The sequence below is a fragment of the Comamonas testosteroni ATCC 11996 genome, from assembly GCF_000241525.1.
Taxonomy (GTDB): domain Bacteria; phylum Pseudomonadota; class Gammaproteobacteria; order Burkholderiales; family Burkholderiaceae_C; genus Comamonas; species Comamonas testosteroni.
The window spans coordinates 127,841-143,959 of the sequence record NZ_AHIL01000049.1 but is presented as its reverse complement, the minus strand read 5'-3'; the positions used below and the strand labels follow the sequence as shown (position 1 = coordinate 143,959).

Here is a 16,119-nt window from a genome sequence, read left to right as displayed (position 1 = left end):
GCATGTTTCGCCTAAAAAACAGGCAATCGATTCAGCGACGCTGGAATACGGGCTTGCGCTTTTGCAAAAAGGCAGTCACTCCTTCGAGGCTGTTGCCGGAGAGGGCGCAGGCCAGCATGGCTTCGCGCTCGGCACCCAGTTGCAGCAGAAGGTCCTGCCGATGTGCCGAGTCACAGAGTTTTTTGATGCCCGCTAGGGAGTTGGTGGGGCCGCCGGCAAGCTCCTCGGCCAGCGCGGTTGCCGCAGTGAGTAGCTGCTCGGGCTCGTGCAGCTCGTCGACCAGGCCCATGCGCAGACAGTCCTCGGCCGCGATGGCGCGGTTGCTCATCAGAATGTATTTGGCCCTGGCAGCCCCAGCACGCCGGGTGAGATAGGCCGATACACCCAGATCCGGGCTCAGACCGATGGCCGAATAGCCTCCGCGCAAGAACATGTGACGGCTGGCCAGTACCAGGTCCGCACACAGTGCGAGCCCGATGCCGCCACCTCCGACAGGGCCCTGCACGGCACTGATGACTGGCAGCGGCAAGCTGGCCAGCTGATGCATGACCGGATTGAGCACATCCAGCATGGCGCCGATCAGCGGTGCCAGCTGCTCGCGATGCTCGCCAAACTCGCTGATGTCTCCTCCGACGCAGAATTGTTTGCCGCTTGCGGAAATGAGCAGGGCACCGATGTCTGCGTTGCAGGCCCGCTCTACCACCGTCTTCAGGTCGTGAGCCATGGCCGTGCTGATCACGTTGCCCCGCTCGGGCTGGTTCAGAACCACATGACCTACGCCGTTGCGAACTTCCCAGAGAACCAGATCAGACATCAGGCGACCTTTCTTTCATGATGGGCCCAGAACGGGGCCCGCAAGCTGGTCTTGAGGATCTTGCCAGCTCCGGATAGCGGCATGGCCTCGACAAAAGAAACATCACGGGGACATTTGTAGCCGGCGATGCGTTCCTTGCAGAAATGGATCAGTTCCTGGGCTTCCAGGCTCTGTCCGGGCTTAAGCACGATGAAGACATGGACCTGCTCGCCCCAATGCTCATGGGGAATGCCTATGACAGCGCATGAGGCCACAGCAGGATGGGTGGCAATAACGCTCTCCACCTCAATGCTGTAGACGTTCTCGCCACCGGTTACGATCATGTCCTTGATGCGGTCCACGACAAAGACGTAGCCTTCGTCGTCCATGCGACCGCCGTCGCCCGTATGCATCCAGCCATCGCGGATGGCAGCTTCGGTTTCGGCAGGCTTGTTCCAGTAGCCCAGCATCACGCCAGGGCCCCGAACCACGATTTCTCCTACCTCGCCGCGCGGCACCTCCCGCCCCTCGGGATCGACGATACGCACCTCGGTGCAGGCCGTGGCGCGTCCGGCGCTGCGGTGACGCCCCCTGGCCCGGCCTGGTTCGCGGTGCATCTCGGGGGAAAGAATGGTGGCAATGGGGGATACCTCCGTCATACCATAGGCCTGCACAAAGCCCACATCGGGGATGGTCCGCATGGCGCGGTCCAGCAGCCCCTCGGAAATGGGAGAGGCTCCATAAGCCATCTGACGCAGCGAACTCAGATCGTATTTGTGCACATCGGGGTGGTCTACCAGCATCTGGATCATGGTGGGAACCAGCAGCGTATCGGTCACGCCGGTGCTGGCAATGGCCTGCAGCACCGCGATGGGGTCGAAGCGCGGCACCATGACATGGCAGCCGCCTGCGGCAAACAGGGCATTCATGAACGCACCGTCAGCCAGGTGGAACATGGGGGCTGCGTGCAGACCAATGCTGCCTGCGCGCACGATCTGTGACGACAGGCCCGAAATGGCATTGGTATAGAGATTGCGGTGGCAGAGCATGACCCCTTTGGGGGAACCCGTGGTGCCGCCGGTATAGAAGACGCCGGCCAGGTCGTCGCCGCTGCGCATGGCGTCTTCAACCGGGCTGCTGTCTGCCACCAGCGCTTCGTAGGAAAGCATGTTCTGCGGGGCAGGGCCATTGCCCAGGTGTATCAGCGTCTTCAGAGAGCGAGACAGCTTGAGTATCTCGGGCATCAACGGCGCGAAGCTGTCATCCACCAGCAGAATGCAGGTGTCGCAATCGTCGAGGGAATAGGCGATTTCGTTGGCGCTCCAGCGGATATTGATGGGGTTGACGGCCACGCCTGCCCAGTAGCATGCCATGTAGTACTCCAGATACCAGTCGGAGTTGAGGCTCAGAATTCCCACCCGGTCACCTGCCTGGGCACCCAGCGCCTGCAGTGCGCCGGCGAAGCGGGCGACCCGCTCTCCCAGTTGCGCAAAACTGCGTTTGCGACCGTTGTAGATACTGGCTGTGGCATGGGGCGTCTGCTGCACGGCGCGACGCAAGCTTTGCGTGAGATACATGGCTGGCCTTTCTTGAAACAGAGAAAGCGATCAATGCGAGGCTATTGGGCGAAAAGGCGTCTGGCGATCAGGTCCTTCATGATTTCATTGGTGCCGCCATAAATTTTCTGAATGCGGGCATCGGTGTACATGCGGGCAATCGGGTACTCCTGCATATAGCCATAGCCTCCAAACAGCTGCAGGCATTCATCCATCACCTTGCACTGCTGCTCGCTGCACCACCACTTGGCCATATAGGCGGCCTCGTTATCCAGAGTACCGTCGAGCAGGCGCTGTATGCAGTCGTTGACAAAGCTGCGCACCACATGGGCGGTGGTTGCGCATTCGGCCAGCTTGAAGCGGGTGTTCTGAAAGTCGGCAATCGCCTGGCCAAAGGCCTTGCGCTGCAGGGTGTAGTCCACTGTCAGTTCCACGGCGCGTTCAATGGCTGCCGCCGCAGCCACGCCCAGCAGCATGCGCTCATAGGGCAGCTGGCTCATCAGTTGCTTGAAGCCCTGGCCTTCGATGCCACCCAGCAGGTGGCTGGCGGGAATGCGCATGTCTTCAAAGAACAGCTCTGCCGTGTCGGAGGCATGCTGGCCGATTTTTTCCAGCCGGCGGCCCACGCGAAAGCCGGCAAGGTTTTCAGTCTCCAGAACCACCAGTGATACGCCGCCACTGCCCACATCGCCGGTACGTACTGCGACGACCAGCAGGTTGGCGGTGAAGCCGTTGGTGATGAAGGTTTTGGAGCCATTGATGACATAGTCGTCTCCGTCGCGCACGGCGCGGGTGCACATGGCCTTGAGGTCGGAGCCCATGCTGGGCTCGGTCATGGCAATGCCGGTCAGCATCTCGCCGCTGCACAGTTTGGGCAGCCAGCGCTGCTTTTGCTCGGGCGTTCCATAGGCCGAGATGTAGTGTGCAGAAATGGTGTGCACGCCGGTGATGGAGGGGATCTCAGCCTTGGTTAGCTCATCTTGCACGACGAGCTGATAGGCCATGTTGCCGCCGCCACCGCCCCATTGTTCATCCATCTCAGGCAGTAGAAAGCCATGCTCGCCAAAGCCGCGCCAGGTTTCGCGTGGCACATAACCCTGAGCGCGCCAGGCTGGGAGGTGGGGTGCGAGCTCACGCTCAACATAGCGACGAACCTGCTCGCGAAAAGTCTCTATGTCGCTATCCATCCACGGGTGTTGAAGGACTCTGGGCAAGATGTTCACGCTCACACTCCTGTCAGGCCGCCGGTACACATCAAGGTCTGGCCGCTGATGTAGTCCGACTCAGGCTGGCAAAACAGATAGACGGCTCCTGCCGCTTCTTCGGGGGTGCCGCCACGGCCCAAAGGAATGGTCTGCTCCATGGCTGCCATCAGGCCGGGGTTCACGCCGACCTTGATTTCTCGCCCTTCAATATTGGCAGTTTCACCTGCTGCAGCTGAGTTGGTGAGGCGGGTCTTGATAAGGCCAAAAGCCACGCAGTTCACGTTGACGTTCAGGCGACCCCATTCCTTGGCCAGTGTCATGGTCAGGCCTGTAATGCCGGCCTTTGCGGCGGAGTAGTTGCTCTGCCCCGCATTGCCAAACAGGCCAGCAACGGAGGAGATGTTGACTACTTTGCGCATCACGCGCTGGCCTGCATCCATCTCAGACTTGGACAGCGCTTTGATAACGGGCTGGGCCGCTCGCAGTATGCGAAACGGCGCAGTCATATGGCAGTCCAGCATGGCATACCACTGCTCGTCCGTCATTTTCTGAATCACGTTGTCCCAGGTGTAGCCCGCGTTGTTGATGATGATGTCCAGCCCTTTGAACTCCTGCACAGCGGTGCCCACAAAGCGTTCGGCAAAGTCGGTGTGGGTGACATTGCCGGCGCAGGCCACGGCATCGCCGCCCATCTCGCGGATCAGGGCAATGGTTTCTTCGGCGGGTTCGGAATCCAGGTCGTTGATGACCAGTCTGGCGCCTTCACTGGCCAGTTTGAGTGCGATGTTGCGGCCAATGCCGCGGCCTGAGCCAGAAACCAGGGCCACCTTGCCGTCGAGTTTTCTTGTCATTGCTGTCTCCTTGGGTGCGTCAATACGTTCTCAGAACAATCTGATCCAGGCATCGCCCGCGATCTTGGTCTGGCCATGCTGGTTGCTGCTTTGCACCTCGATGCGGACGCTGCGATCTGCATCGCGCTTTTCCACAACGCGGCCCGTGCACGAGATCGCATTGGCCAGATGGGTAATGCCCTGAAAGCGCACGTCGAAGCGGCGCAGCTGTGACTGAGGTACCCATTGAGTGATGAGACGGCCCAGCCATGCCATGCTCAGCATTCCCTGCGCAAAGACATCGGGCATACCGGCCTTGCGGGCAAAGTCGGTATCGATATGAATGGGGTTGTGATCGCCAGAGGCGCCTGCAAACAAGGCCAGAGTTGTGCGGCTGATGGGCGGAAGATTCAATGCGGGCAGGGTGTCTCCCACCTGAATCTCATCAAAACGAGGAGTCTTCATCTTGTCTGATTTCCTCAGTTGCGCACCACGATGACTGTGCGCATTTCCGCCACAAGCTGGTCGTGCTGGTTGGTGGCGCGTGATGACTTCACGATGAACTCCAATGCACCATTTTTCTTGTCATAGATGTCATCCACCCTGGAGCGCACGGTGATGGTGTCTCCCGCACAGGCGCTCTGGTAGTAGCAAAAGCTTTGCTCGCCATGCAAAATTTTGGCAATCGGTACCTCCAGCTTTTGCAGCAGCTGGTCGCTGGCGCCGCTGTCCAGTTCTGCGGCGAACAGAAAAGTGGGCGGTGCAGGCAGGTCGGCATAGCCCGCATTGCGCGCGACAGTCACATCGGTATAGAGGGGGCTGGTCTCGCCAATGGCTTTGGCAAAAAAACGCAGGCGGCTGCGGTCAATACTCAGCTCGGACGTGGGCAGTTCAGACCCTATCCATTTTTTGTCAATCATGCGAAGCCTTTCAGACGCGTTCGTACAAAGTCACCACGCACGCACCGCCCAGTCCGAGGTTGTGCTGCAGCGCCAGGCGGGCATTGGCAACCTGCCGCTGGTCGGCGCGGCCACGCAGTTGCTGAACCAGTTCTGTGCACTGCGCAAGTCCCGTGGCACCTAATGGATGGCCTTTAGATAGCAGACCGCCCGACGGATTGGTCACGAACTTGCCGCCGTAGGTGTTGTCGCCGTCGCAGACAAACTTTTCCGCGCCGCCCACGGGGCACAGGCCCAGGGCTTCGTAGGTCAGCAGTTCGTTTTGCGCAAAGCAGTCATGCAGCTCCACCACGTCCACGTCCTGGGGACTGATGCCCGCCTGCTCATAGACCTGGCGCGCAGCGTCCTGTGCCATGCTGAAGCCCACTACTTCGCGCATATCGTGAGCCTCGAAGGTCCTGGGGCTGTCCGTGGTCATGGACTGGGCGCGGATGCGCACGCTGTGATCCAGGCCATGCTTGAGCGCATAGGCTTCGGACACCAGCAGGGCGGCGGCCGCGCCACAGGTGGGTGGGCAGGCCATGAGCCGGGTCATCACGCCGGGCCACATCACGGGGGAGGCCATGACCTCTTCCTCCGTAACCTCGGTGCGGAACAGGGCCAGGGGATTGTGCGCCGCATGGCGGCTGGCCTTGGCGCGGATCTTGGCGAAGGTGGAAAGCTGCGTGCCGTACTGTTCCATATGCGCCTTGCCTGCTCCGCCGAAGTAGCGCAGGGCCAGTGGCACGCCGTTGTCGCCGACCAGGGCATCGGTTTCCGCTTCGAATCGGTCAAAGGGGCTGGGCCGGTCGCTGAAGACCGAGCCCAGTGCGCCGGGGGTCATCTGTTCGAACCCCAGGGCCAGCACGCAGTCTGCAGCGCCGCTGGCCACGGCCTGGCGTGCCAGGAACAGTGCGGTAGAGCCGGTAGAGCAGTTGTTGTTGACGTTGACGATGGGAATGCCGGACATGCCCACCTCATACAGCGCTCTCTGGCCGGAGGTGGAGTCACCGTAGACATAGCCCACATAGGCTTGCTGCACTGCGTCATACGCGAGGCCCGCATCTGCCAGCGCCAGGGACGTGGCGCTGGAGCCCATCTGGAAGTAGGGATCACTCTTTCCGGGCTTGGCAAATGGAATCATGCCTACGCCGGCAACAAACACATCGCGACTCATGGGGGCTCCTTGGGAAAGTGGCAAACAGGTGTCGAGCAATGAGAGCCATCGTAGGATTTACCGATGCGCAAACCCATTGCCGAGCGCATCTTTCGTATGTCATAAGACCTCAAGGTGATCTTTTCATGGCTGCTGCTTCTATCGTTCCTTTTACGATCTCCATGGCATTGGTGCGGGGTATTGCTGCCGGGGTGAGAAGACGAGGGCATGACTGCGAGGAGCTGCTGCTGCGTGCAGGCATAGCCCCTTTGCTGTTGGTGCAGGAAGGCGCCAGAGTCACGGCAGACCAGTATGTGGCGCTGATGTGGCGAGTGGTGGAGATGCTGGGAGACGAGGCCATGTGCCAGTTCTCCAGACCGCTCAAGCGCGGCAGTCTGGAGCTGATTGCGCGTCAGGCCCTTTCAGGGCACGGAATGGAGACCGCGCTGCAGCGCATGTGCCAGGCCCATGTGCTGCTGCAGGACCAGGTGGATGTGCAACTGGTGCGTGATGGAGCGCTGGCTGGCATTGTGCTGCGCCCGGTGGAGGATGAGCCGCTGCCCAATTTCCTCTATGAGTTTTCCCTGCGTGTGCTGTGGCGGCTTACTGCCTGGCTGATGGGCGGTACGCTCAAGGTGCAGTACTTTGACTTTGCCTTCGGGCAGCCCGATTACGCCAACGACTACGGCGACACCTTTCCTGCGCCTCTGCATTTCGGCCTGCCGTTTTCGGCATTCTGGTTTGATGCGCGCAAGCTCGCCCGTGTCTGCAGCCGCGACGAGCAGGCTTTGCAGACCTTTGTGGCCAGCTGGCCGGCGGCGGCCATCATGCCGCCGCGTACCGGAGAAGGGGTGGATGCCCGGGTGCATGCCCATTTGCTGCAGTCGCGTCCGCAGTGGGCAGGACTGGAAGCTACGGCCGCCGAGCTGAACATGTCCGCCCCCACGCTGCAGCGCAAGCTGGCTGCTGCAGGCACGTCCTTTCAGGCCATCAAAGATGAGCTTCGCCGAGACATCGCGGTCTCTCGGCTGGGGACCAGCAAAGTCAGCTTTACAGAGCTGGCGGCAGATCTGGGGTTCGCCGACGCGGCGGCGTTTCAACGTGCATTCAAGGGCTGGACGGGCAGCTCTCCTGGCCTTTACCGCGCCAGGCCGCTCGAGAGCTGATTGCTTGAAAACCCTTGCGTGAAAGCCCTAGTTATTTTTACAGAGCAAATGATTGGTAAAAATAAAAAAGGCCGATATGCTGCATCTCATGCAAATAAGTCATGAAGCAGTCATGGAAAAAAAGCGCGGTCGAGGCAGGCCTCCGAAATCGGCCGATGAGCGCAATGAAAGCATGCGTCGTGGCGAACTGGTGAAGGTCGCGGCGCAGCTGTTCAGGCAGCGCGGATTTCATGGCACCAGCACACGCGATATCGCTGCAGCTGCAGGTATGCAGCCAGGTTCCCTGTTCTATTTTTTCGAGAGCAAGGAGGCCATCCTGCATGCGGTCATGCGCGATGGAATGGCACAGGCTGCCGCCAGCCAGGCCGCTGCACTGGATGGGCTGACGGCGCGTGCCAGCGGTGTGCAGCGCCTGCGGTCCCTGGTGCGCAATCACCTGCAGATCATGGTCGGCCCGGAGAGTGACTTCATTCCCGTCATGCTGTACGAATGGAGACTGCTCAGTGATGAGCAGCGCGTGGATGTGGGAGCGCAAAAAGACGAATACGAGGCGCAGTGGATGCCCGCACTGCAGGCCCTTCACCACACGGGAAAGCTCAAGGCAAGTCCCGAGATTGCACGCCTGTTGATCTTCGGTGCGCTGAACTGGACGGCTCAATGGTTTACCGAGGGCCGTGGGCTGACGCTGGATGAGCTTACCGAGCAAGCCCTGGCCTTATTCATTGGAGAGCGTTGATGTACCAATCCGTATTCCGTGCCGCACTGTTTGCGGGGCAGGTGGTTGTGGTGACCGGTAGCGGCTCGGGAATCGGTCGCTGTGTTGCGCACGAGCTCGCATCCCTGGGGGCCACAGTCGCCCTGGTGGGACGCAATCAGGACAAGCTGGCTGCGGTTCAAGCCGAGCTGCAGCAGGTCGGAGTACCTGAGGATAGAGTCAGCTGGCACAGAGCGGATATACGGGATGAGGCTGCCGTCAAAGCGCTGGTGGCCGAGGTTCTGGCCCGCCACGGGCGCATCGACGCCCTGGTCAATAACGCGGGTGGGCAGTACATCGCGCCCCTGGCCAGCATCGGAGCCAAGGGCTGGCAGGCCGTGCTGGACACCAATCTCACAGGCGGCTTTCTGATGGCGCGCGAATGCTTTGTGCAACACATGGCAGAGCATGGTGGCTCCATCGTCAACATGGTGGCCGACATGTGGGGCTCGATGCCGGGCATGGGGCACAGCGGTGCGGCGCGAGCGGGCATGGTCAGCTTGACCGAGACGGCGGCTGCGGAATGGGCATCCCATGGCGTGCGTGTGAATGCCATTGCACCCGGCTACATCGCCTCCAGCGGCATGGATCAATACCCACCCGAAGCGGCTGCCATGTTGCGAAAGATGCCCGCTACCGTGCCGGCTGGGCGCTTTGGCAACGAGGCCGAGGTTTCCGCCTCCATCGTGTTTTTGCTCAGTCCCGCAGCCAGTTTCATCAGCGGCACGGTTTTGCGCGTCGACGGTGCCCGTCCCCAGGTGCGCATGGGCATGGGCACGGTGGCTGCCAGCGCCGAGGTGCAGCAGCGCGGCGCAGTGCGTGCCTTTGACGGCTTTTCTCTCTACCAGACTCCCAAGGTGTTTCAGTCATGAGCGTCTTTGCATCGCAATGGAATGCAGCCGGCGAACAGGCGCAGCAGCGCCGGGCTGCCACGCTGGCGCGCATCGCCGCGCTGCGAGAGCTGGAGCAGCGGGCGGCCCAGGCGTCGCAGCGGGCCAAGCCGCAGTTTGAAAAGCGCGGCCAGTTGCTGCCGCGAGAGAGAGTTGCCTTGCTGCTGGATGCAGGAACGCCATGGTTGCCGCTGTGCACGCTGGCGGGTTTCATGCTGGACCAGGAAGACCCCGCCAAGTCGGTTCCCGGAGGCGGAATGCTGGCGGGCATCGGCTTTGTCAGCGGCGTGCGCTGCATGGTGGTAGCCAGCGACTCTGGCATCGAGGCGGGAGCCATCCAGGAAAAAGGCCTGGACAAGATGCTGCGCGTGCAGGAGATCGCGCTGCAGAACCAGCTGCCCTTCATTCATCTGGTGGAGAGTGCAGGCGCCAATCTCATGCGCTACCGCGTCGAGGGCTTTGTGATGGGCGGAGCCTTGTTTCGCAACCTGGCGCGGTTGTCGGCGGCAGGTTTGCCTGTCATCACCGTGCAGCATGGCTCGGGCACGGCCGGCGGTGCCTATATGCCCGGATTGTCGGACGTGGTCATCATGGTGCGCGGTCGCTCGCGCGCCTTTCTGGCCGGGCCGCCCCTGCTCAAGGCGGCGACCGGCGAGATCGCGACCGAGGAAGAGCTGGGAGGTGCCGAAATGCACACCAGTGTCTCGGGGCTGGGCGAGTATCTGGCGGAGGACGATCGCCATGCCCTGGGAATGGCGCGCGCTGTGGTGTCTCAGCTGTTGCAGTGGAAAAGGCCTGAAGCGCTTGATATATCCAAACAGGAGGCTATTGGTTCAGGAATCGTCGAGCCGCGTTACGAGGCCGATGAGCTCTTGGGGCTGATGCCGGCGCACCATCGCGAGCCAGTGGATATGCACGAAGTCATGGCGCGGCTGGTCGATGGTTCCGAGCTGCTGCTGTTCAAGTCCGGCTACGGTGCGGCCACGCTGTGTGCGCAGGCGCATATCGGGGGCCATGCCGTGGGCCTGATCTCCAACAACGGTCCCATCGATGTGGCTGGTGCCAACAAGGCTGCGCATTTCATCCAATGGATGTGCCAGCTCGGTCATCCCATCATCTATCTGCAGAACACCACGGGCTATATGGTGGGCAAGGACAGCGAGCAGGCCGGCATGATCAAGCACGGCAGCAAGATGATTCAGGCCGTGACCAATGCCAGCGTGCCGCAGATCACCATCCAGTGCGGGGCCAGCTTCGGTGCGGGCAACTACGGAATGTGCGGCCGCGGCTATGCACCGCGCTTTCTGTTCAGCTGGCCCGGCGCCAAGACGGCGGTGATGGGCGGCGAGCAGGCGGCCAGCACCATGCGTCAGGTCACCGAGGCTGCCATGGCACGCAAGGGCTTGCCCGTCGATGCCGAGCAGATGCAAAAGCAGTACGACCAGATCGTGGCCATGTTCGAGGCCCAGGCCGATGCGCTGGTGACCAGTGGGCTGCTGCTGGATGACGGCGTGATCGATCCGCGCGACACCCGCGAAGTGCTCTCGTTTTGCCTGCAGACCTTGCACGAAGCGCAGCAGCGCACCTTGCGTCCCATGCAGTTCGGGGTCGCGCGCATGTAGTGCGGCACCTCTTCCCTTTTTCTTCCAAACAGGACTCGACGGAGACAAGCCATGCAATGGACCCATGAACATCTGGAAGTGCGCAAGACCCTCAAGCGCTATATAGACGAGAAGATCAATCCCTATGTCGACGCATGGGAGGAAGAGGAAATCTTTCCCGCACACCAGGTCTTCAAGGGTCTGGGCGATCTGGGCTTGCTGGGCCTGACCAAGCCCGAAGCCTATGGCGGCTCGGGTCTGGACTATTCCTATAGCCTGATGATGGCCGAGACACTGGGCCATATCCGCTGCGGCGGCGTGCCCATGGCCATTGGTGTGCAGACCGATATGTGCACGCCCGCACTGGCACGCTTTGGCAGCGATGCCTTGCGCGAGCAGTTCCTGGCTCCCGCCATTGCGGGCGATATGGTGGGCTGCATAGGCGTGAGCGAGCCCGGTGCGGGCAGCGATGTATCGGGCATCAAAAGCCATGCCCGCAAGGATGGCGATGACTACGTCATCAGCGGCCAGAAGATGTGGATCACCAACAGCATTCAGGCGGATTGGATGTGCATGCTGGTCAACACCGGCGATGGACCGGTGCACAAGAATAAAAGTCTCATCATGGTGCCGCTGCGTGACGGCCCGCGCGGCAAGCTGACCAAGGGCGTGGAAGTGGCGCAGAAGCTGCGCAAGATCGGCATGAACTCCTCGGACACGGGCCTGCTGTTTTTTGACGAGGTGCGCGTGCCGCAGCGCTATCTGGTGGGGCAGGAGGGGCAGGGCTTCATCTATCAGATGCAGCAGTTTCAGGAGGAGCGGCTCTGGGCATCGGCCAGTGGCCTGCTCGCCATGGAGGATTGCATTCAGCAGACCATCGAGTGGGCGCAGCAGCGCCAGATGTTCGGCAGCACCCTGATTGATCAGCAATGGGTGCAGTTCAAGCTGGCCGAGTTGCAGACCGAAGTCGAGGCCCTGCGGGCACTGACCTATCGTGCTGCCCAGATGTATATGGCGGGCCAGGATGCGCTGCAGCTGGCCAGCATGGCCAAGCTCAAGTCGGGGCGGCTGACGCGCGAAGTGGCCGACACCTGTCTGCAGTTCTGGGGTGGTATGGGCTTCACCTGGGACAACCGCGTCTCGCGCCTTTACCGCGACGGGCGCCTGGGCTCGATAGGCGGCGGTGCTGACGAGGTCATGCTGGGCATCATCGGCAAGACCATGGGGCTGATCAAGCGCCAGGCGCACTGAGGAGCGGCGCATGACTCAGGTGCTTGAAATCGAACGCCTGCCCTTGGGCAACGGCTTTGTGGAATGGTGGCGGCTGAACTCGCCGCAAACCCGCAATGCGCTGACCGATGAGATGGTGCAGGCCTTGCGCGATCAGGCCACAAGAGCGCAGAAGGATTCACAGCTGCGCGTGGTCGTGCTGTGCGGCAACGGCGGGCATTTCTGTGCGGGCGGCAGCCTGGGAGGCTTTGCCAGCAGCATAGGCTCGCCGCTGCCTGAGGGGGCGCAGGACCCGCTGGTTCAGGTCAACCGCGAGTTTGGTCAGCTGCTGCAGCAACTGGCAGAGCTGCCCCAGTTGCTGATCGCTGCCGTGCAGGGCGCAGCCATGGGCGGCGGTGTGGGGCTGGTCTGCGTGGCCGACTGGGTGGTGGCGGATCAGCAGGCCGTCTTTGCCACACCCGAGGTGACGCTGGGCATTGTGCCCGCGCAGATCGCGCCTTTTGTGTTGCGCAGGCTGGGCGATGGCTTGGCTCGCCAATGGCTGCTGGGCGGTCAGCGCTGGTCCGCAAACCAGGCGCAGCAGGCAGGCCTGGTGCAGACCGTGATCCAGGCCACAGACACTGCCCACTGGCACAGTCAGCTGCAGCAGCAGCTCGAGATCTGCGCGCAGGCAGCACCGCAGGCGGTGGCTGTCACCAAAAAGCTGCTGGCAGCCATTGGCGGGCAAAGTCTGGATGCATCGCTGAACCAGGGTGCGCAGGCCTTTGCCAGTGCGCTGCGCAGCGCTGAAGCGGGGGCCGGGCTCAAGGCCTTTTCCAGCAAGCAGCCCGCTCCCTGGACCTGCAATGCAGGAGGCACATCATGAAGCGCATTCTGATTGCCAATCGTGGCGAGATTGCGCTGCGCATCATGGCCACGGCCAGGCGCATGGGCTTAGAGACCGTGGCGGTGTACTCGGATGCGGATGCGCAAAGCCTACATGTGCAACAGTCCACGCAGGCCTATGCACTGGGCGGGCTGACATCGGCACAGAGCTATCTGGACGTGAACAAGCTGCTGGCGGCCGCCAAGGCGACAGGGGCTGATGCCATTCATCCCGGTTACGGCTTTCTCAGTGAGGATGCGGGCTTTGCCCAGGCTGTGCAGGACGCGGGCCTGATCTGGATTGGCCCACCGCCGGCCGCGATCCGCCAGCTCGGCAGCAAGGCGGCCGCCAAGCAACTGGCCAAGACCCATGGCGTCCCCTGTCTGCCGGGCTATGAGGGCGATGACCAGAGCGATGCGCGCTTTGCCGACGAAGCAGCCATGATTGGCTACCCTGTCATGGTCAAGGCGGTGGCCGGTGGCGGCGGGCGCGGCATGCGGCTGGTGGAAAGTGCCCAGCAGCTGCATGCCGCTCTGAACAGTGCACGTTCGGAAGCGCTGGCTGGCTTCGGCAATGGTGACTTGCTGGTGGAGCGTGCCGTCATGCACCCGCGTCATGTGGAAGTGCAGGTGTTTGCCGACGGGCATGGCCATGTGATTCATCTGGGGGAGCGCGACTGCTCGGTTCAGCGTCGCCACCAGAAGATCATCGAGGAAGCCCCCAGTCCGGCCGTCAACGCCGAGCTGCGCGAGCACATGGGCAGCTGCGCCGTGGCCCTGGCCAAGGCGGCAGGCTATGTGGGGGCGGGTACGGTGGAGTTTCTGGTCGAAGGCCGACAGTTCTATCTGATGGAGATGAATACCAGACTGCAGGTCGAGCATCCTGTGACCGAGGCCTTGACGGGCCTGGATCTGGTCGAGTGGCAGATTCGCGTGGCGCGTGGCGAGGCCTTGCCGTTAACGCAGCGGCAGGTTCGGCTCGACGGCCATGCCATCGAGGTGCGGTTGTGCGCCGAAGACGAGAACTTTCAGCCCCATACCGGCGTGGTACGGCATTTCTCAGCCCCCGAGGCCGCCGTCTTCAACCGCGCGCCGCTGCGCTTTGACCACGCATTGCATACCGGCAGCGAAGTCACACCCTATTACGACGCCATGCTGGGCAAGCTGATCGTCCATGCGCCAACGCGAGAACAAGCCATTGACAGGCTGATTCATGCACTGGGCCGGCTCACGGTACTGGGCTTGCCGACCAATCGAGCTTTTCTGATTGAATGCCTGAACGACGAGGTGTTCAGGCGGGGCCAGGCTCTGATCTCCTATCTGACGGGGGATGCGTCACGCTTGCAGCAACTGCTGCGAGAAAAGGAAGCTCTGGCGCACCAGTATTGGGGAGCGCTGTGCGCCGTGGGCCAAAGGCCGGGGCCGCTGGCTTGCAGCTATGCCCAGTTGCGCAAGCTTCAGCACCGGGGCCGGGCACAGGAGCTGGCGCTGCGGCCCGAGACTGAACAAAGCTGGCTGCTGCACCGGCACGGCGCAGAGCCTGCGCTGCTGCAGGTCGACGAGTTGCTAGCCTATGGCTGGCGAGTGAGATCGGCGGGCCTGACCCAAACCGTGCATGCAGTGCAACTGCCCGCAGGGCAGGGCGGGACGCGCTGGCATCTGCAGGCTGGCGCTGTGGACTGGTGGGTCGAAGATGTGAGCTATGCCCCGCCCGAGAATGTGGCTGCAGCGGGCCAGACTGCAGAGCTGCGCGCACCGTTCAACGGCCGTGTGGTGCAACTGGGCGTGGAGACCGGGCAGGCGCTGAAGGCCGGAGATGTGGTCGTGGTCGTCGAATCCATGAAGCTGGAGCACAGCCTGAGCGTGAAGGCCGACTGCCGGGTGGAGGCCGTGCTGGTCAATGCCGGCCAGCAGGTTGCGCCGGGCCAGGTGCTGCTGAAACTGGCGCCCAAGTCTGGAGACACTGCATGACTGATGCCACTGAACGCGACATGCTCTATGACATGGTGCGCCGCTTTGCGCGTGAGCATATCGCTCCTCATGTCACTGCCTGGGACGAGGCGGGAGAGTTCCCGCGCCAGCTCTATCGCCAGGCCGCCGAGCTGGGGCTGCTCGGCATTGGCTACCCCCAGGAGCTCGGTGGTACTGTGGCCACGCACGGTCTGCGCGCCGTTTTGTGGCTGGCGCTGTGCCGCCACGGGGGCAGCGGCGGAGTGCTGGCCAGCCTGTTGTCGCACAACATCGGCCTGCCGCCTGTGGTGGCTCTGGGCAGCGATGCGCTCAAGAAGCAGGTGGTGCCCGATGTGCTGGCAGGCCGCAAGATAGCGGCCCTGGCGATTACCGAGCCTGGCGGTGGATCGGACGTGGCGGCACTGCGCACCAGGGCCAGGCGCGATGGCAACGAGTATGTGATCGAGGGCGAGAAGACCTTCATCACCTCGGGCATGCGTGCGGACTGGATCACGGTGGCGGTGCGCACGGGCGAGCAACGAGGTGCATCCGGTATCTCTCTGATCCTGGTGCCCGGCGAGAGTGCGGGACTGCGCCGCAGCCAGCTGCACAAGATGGGCTGGCAATGCTCGGATACCGCCCATCTGTTTTTTGATGGCGTGCGCGTGCCTGCCAGTCATCTGCTCGGGGCTGAGGGCGAGGGCTTTCGCGCCATCATGCAGAACTTCAACGGCGAGCGCCTGGGCATTGCCTGCGCTGCGCTGGGCTTTGCCCAGGCCTGTTATGACGAGGCGCTGGCCTGGGCGCAGCAGCGCCAGACCTTTGGCGTGACGCTCAATCAGCATCAGGTCATACGCCACAAGTTGGTGGACATGCAGCAGCGCCTGCGCAGCACCGAAGCCTGGCTCAACGCCGTCTGTGCACGTGCCGATGGCGGCGATAGCGGTGCGGACTGGGTGGGCGAGGTCTGCGTGCTCAAGAACCATGCCACCCAGACCATGCAGTTCTGCGCCGATACGGCTGTGCAGATCCTGGGCGGCATGGGCTTTATGCGCGGCACGCTGAGCGAGCGCATTTACCGCGAAGTCAAGGTGCTGACGATTGGCGGCGGCACCGAGGAAATCATGAAAGAGCTGGCCGCGCGCCAGTGGCGTATCTAGCGCGGCTGTCGCAGCATCCTCAGCTG

Annotated in this window: 15 protein-coding genes; 8 read left to right on the top strand and 7 right to left on the bottom strand. The window is 62.3% G+C overall.

The window, feature by feature from the left end; translation table 11 throughout:
- Positions 1 to 31 precede the first annotated feature (31 nt).
- Genes CTATCC11996_RS22015 through CTATCC11996_RS21985 form a run of 7 tightly spaced genes read right to left on the bottom strand, consistent with a single transcriptional unit; the run spans position 32 to position 6,499 of the window.
- Positions 32 to 814 (bottom strand): enoyl-CoA hydratase/isomerase family protein, encoded by a 783-nt coding sequence (locus CTATCC11996_RS22015; RefSeq protein ID WP_003080653.1) that lies wholly within the window; start codon positions 812 to 814, stop codon positions 32 to 34.
- Positions 814 to 2,370, bottom strand: a complete 1,557-nt coding sequence (locus tag CTATCC11996_RS22010; protein ID WP_003080651.1) for an acyl-CoA synthetase — start codon at positions 2,368 to 2,370, stop codon at positions 814 to 816. Before CTATCC11996_RS22010 ends, CTATCC11996_RS22015 begins: the two co-directional genes overlap by 1 nt.
- A gap of 41 nt (positions 2,371 to 2,411) precedes the next feature.
- Positions 2,412 to 3,536, bottom strand: coding sequence for an acyl-CoA dehydrogenase family protein (locus CTATCC11996_RS22005; RefSeq protein ID WP_003080650.1), 1,125 nt, complete (start codon positions 3,534 to 3,536; stop codon positions 2,412 to 2,414).
- Between the two features lie 38 nt (positions 3,537 to 3,574).
- Positions 3,575 to 4,405, bottom strand: coding sequence for an SDR family NAD(P)-dependent oxidoreductase (locus CTATCC11996_RS22000; RefSeq protein ID WP_003080648.1), 831 nt, complete (start codon positions 4,403 to 4,405; stop codon positions 3,575 to 3,577).
- 30 nt (positions 4,406 to 4,435) lie between these two features.
- Positions 4,436 to 4,849 (bottom strand): MaoC family dehydratase, encoded by a 414-nt coding sequence (locus CTATCC11996_RS21995; RefSeq protein WP_003080646.1) that lies wholly within the window; start codon positions 4,847 to 4,849, stop codon positions 4,436 to 4,438.
- Positions 4,850 to 4,863: 14 nt separating this feature from the next.
- Entirely contained in the window at positions 4,864 to 5,304 is a 441-nt protein-coding gene (locus tag CTATCC11996_RS21990) for a MaoC family dehydratase N-terminal domain-containing protein (RefSeq protein ID WP_003080644.1), read from the bottom strand.
- A gap of 10 nt (positions 5,305 to 5,314) precedes the next feature.
- Positions 5,315 to 6,499 (bottom strand): lipid-transfer protein, encoded by a 1,185-nt coding sequence (locus tag CTATCC11996_RS21985; RefSeq protein WP_003080643.1) that lies wholly within the window; start codon positions 6,497 to 6,499, stop codon positions 5,315 to 5,317.
- A gap of 125 nt (positions 6,500 to 6,624) precedes the next feature.
- On the opposite strand from CTATCC11996_RS21985, the gene CTATCC11996_RS21980 reads away from it, so the two are divergent.
- From CTATCC11996_RS21980 to CTATCC11996_RS21945, 8 genes are all read left to right on the top strand, one after another.
- Entirely contained in the window at positions 6,625 to 7,644 is a 1,020-nt protein-coding gene (locus CTATCC11996_RS21980) for an AraC family transcriptional regulator (protein ID WP_003080641.1), read from the top strand.
- A 112-nt stretch (positions 7,645 to 7,756) separates the two neighbouring features.
- Complete coding sequence (locus CTATCC11996_RS21975) at positions 7,757 to 8,380, top strand: TetR/AcrR family transcriptional regulator (RefSeq protein WP_233506260.1); 624 nt, start codon at positions 7,757 to 7,759, stop codon at positions 8,378 to 8,380.
- On the top strand, positions 8,380 to 9,270 hold the full coding sequence (locus CTATCC11996_RS21970; RefSeq protein ID WP_003080637.1) for an SDR family oxidoreductase: 891 nt from the start codon (positions 8,380 to 8,382) through the stop codon (positions 9,268 to 9,270). The genes CTATCC11996_RS21975 and CTATCC11996_RS21970 overlap by 1 nt, the downstream gene beginning before the upstream one ends.
- The gene (locus CTATCC11996_RS21965) at positions 9,267 to 10,910 is read left to right on the top strand and encodes an acyl-CoA carboxylase subunit beta (protein ID WP_003080634.1); all 1,644 of its coding nucleotides are present in this window, start codon (positions 9,267 to 9,269) and stop codon (positions 10,908 to 10,910) included. The genes CTATCC11996_RS21970 and CTATCC11996_RS21965 overlap by 4 nt, the downstream gene beginning before the upstream one ends.
- Positions 10,911 to 10,961: 51 nt before the next feature.
- Complete coding sequence (locus CTATCC11996_RS21960) at positions 10,962 to 12,140, top strand: acyl-CoA dehydrogenase family protein (protein WP_003080632.1); 1,179 nt, start codon at positions 10,962 to 10,964, stop codon at positions 12,138 to 12,140.
- Positions 12,141 to 12,150: 10 nt separating this feature from the next.
- Positions 12,151 to 12,984: an enoyl-CoA hydratase/isomerase family protein gene (locus CTATCC11996_RS21955; RefSeq protein ID WP_003080630.1), complete on the top strand. Its 834-nt coding sequence runs from the start codon at positions 12,151 to 12,153 to the stop codon at positions 12,982 to 12,984.
- Positions 12,981 to 14,954 carry an acetyl/propionyl/methylcrotonyl-CoA carboxylase subunit alpha gene (locus CTATCC11996_RS21950; protein ID WP_003080628.1) on the top strand — a complete coding sequence of 658 codons (1,974 nt, stop codon included), beginning with the start codon at positions 12,981 to 12,983 and terminating at the stop codon, positions 14,952 to 14,954. The genes CTATCC11996_RS21955 and CTATCC11996_RS21950 overlap by 4 nt, the downstream gene beginning before the upstream one ends.
- Positions 14,951 to 16,093 (top strand): acyl-CoA dehydrogenase family protein, encoded by a 1,143-nt coding sequence (locus CTATCC11996_RS21945; RefSeq protein WP_003080627.1) that lies wholly within the window; start codon positions 14,951 to 14,953, stop codon positions 16,091 to 16,093. Before CTATCC11996_RS21950 ends, CTATCC11996_RS21945 begins: the two co-directional genes overlap by 4 nt.
- Positions 16,094 to 16,119: the final 26 nt, after the last annotated feature.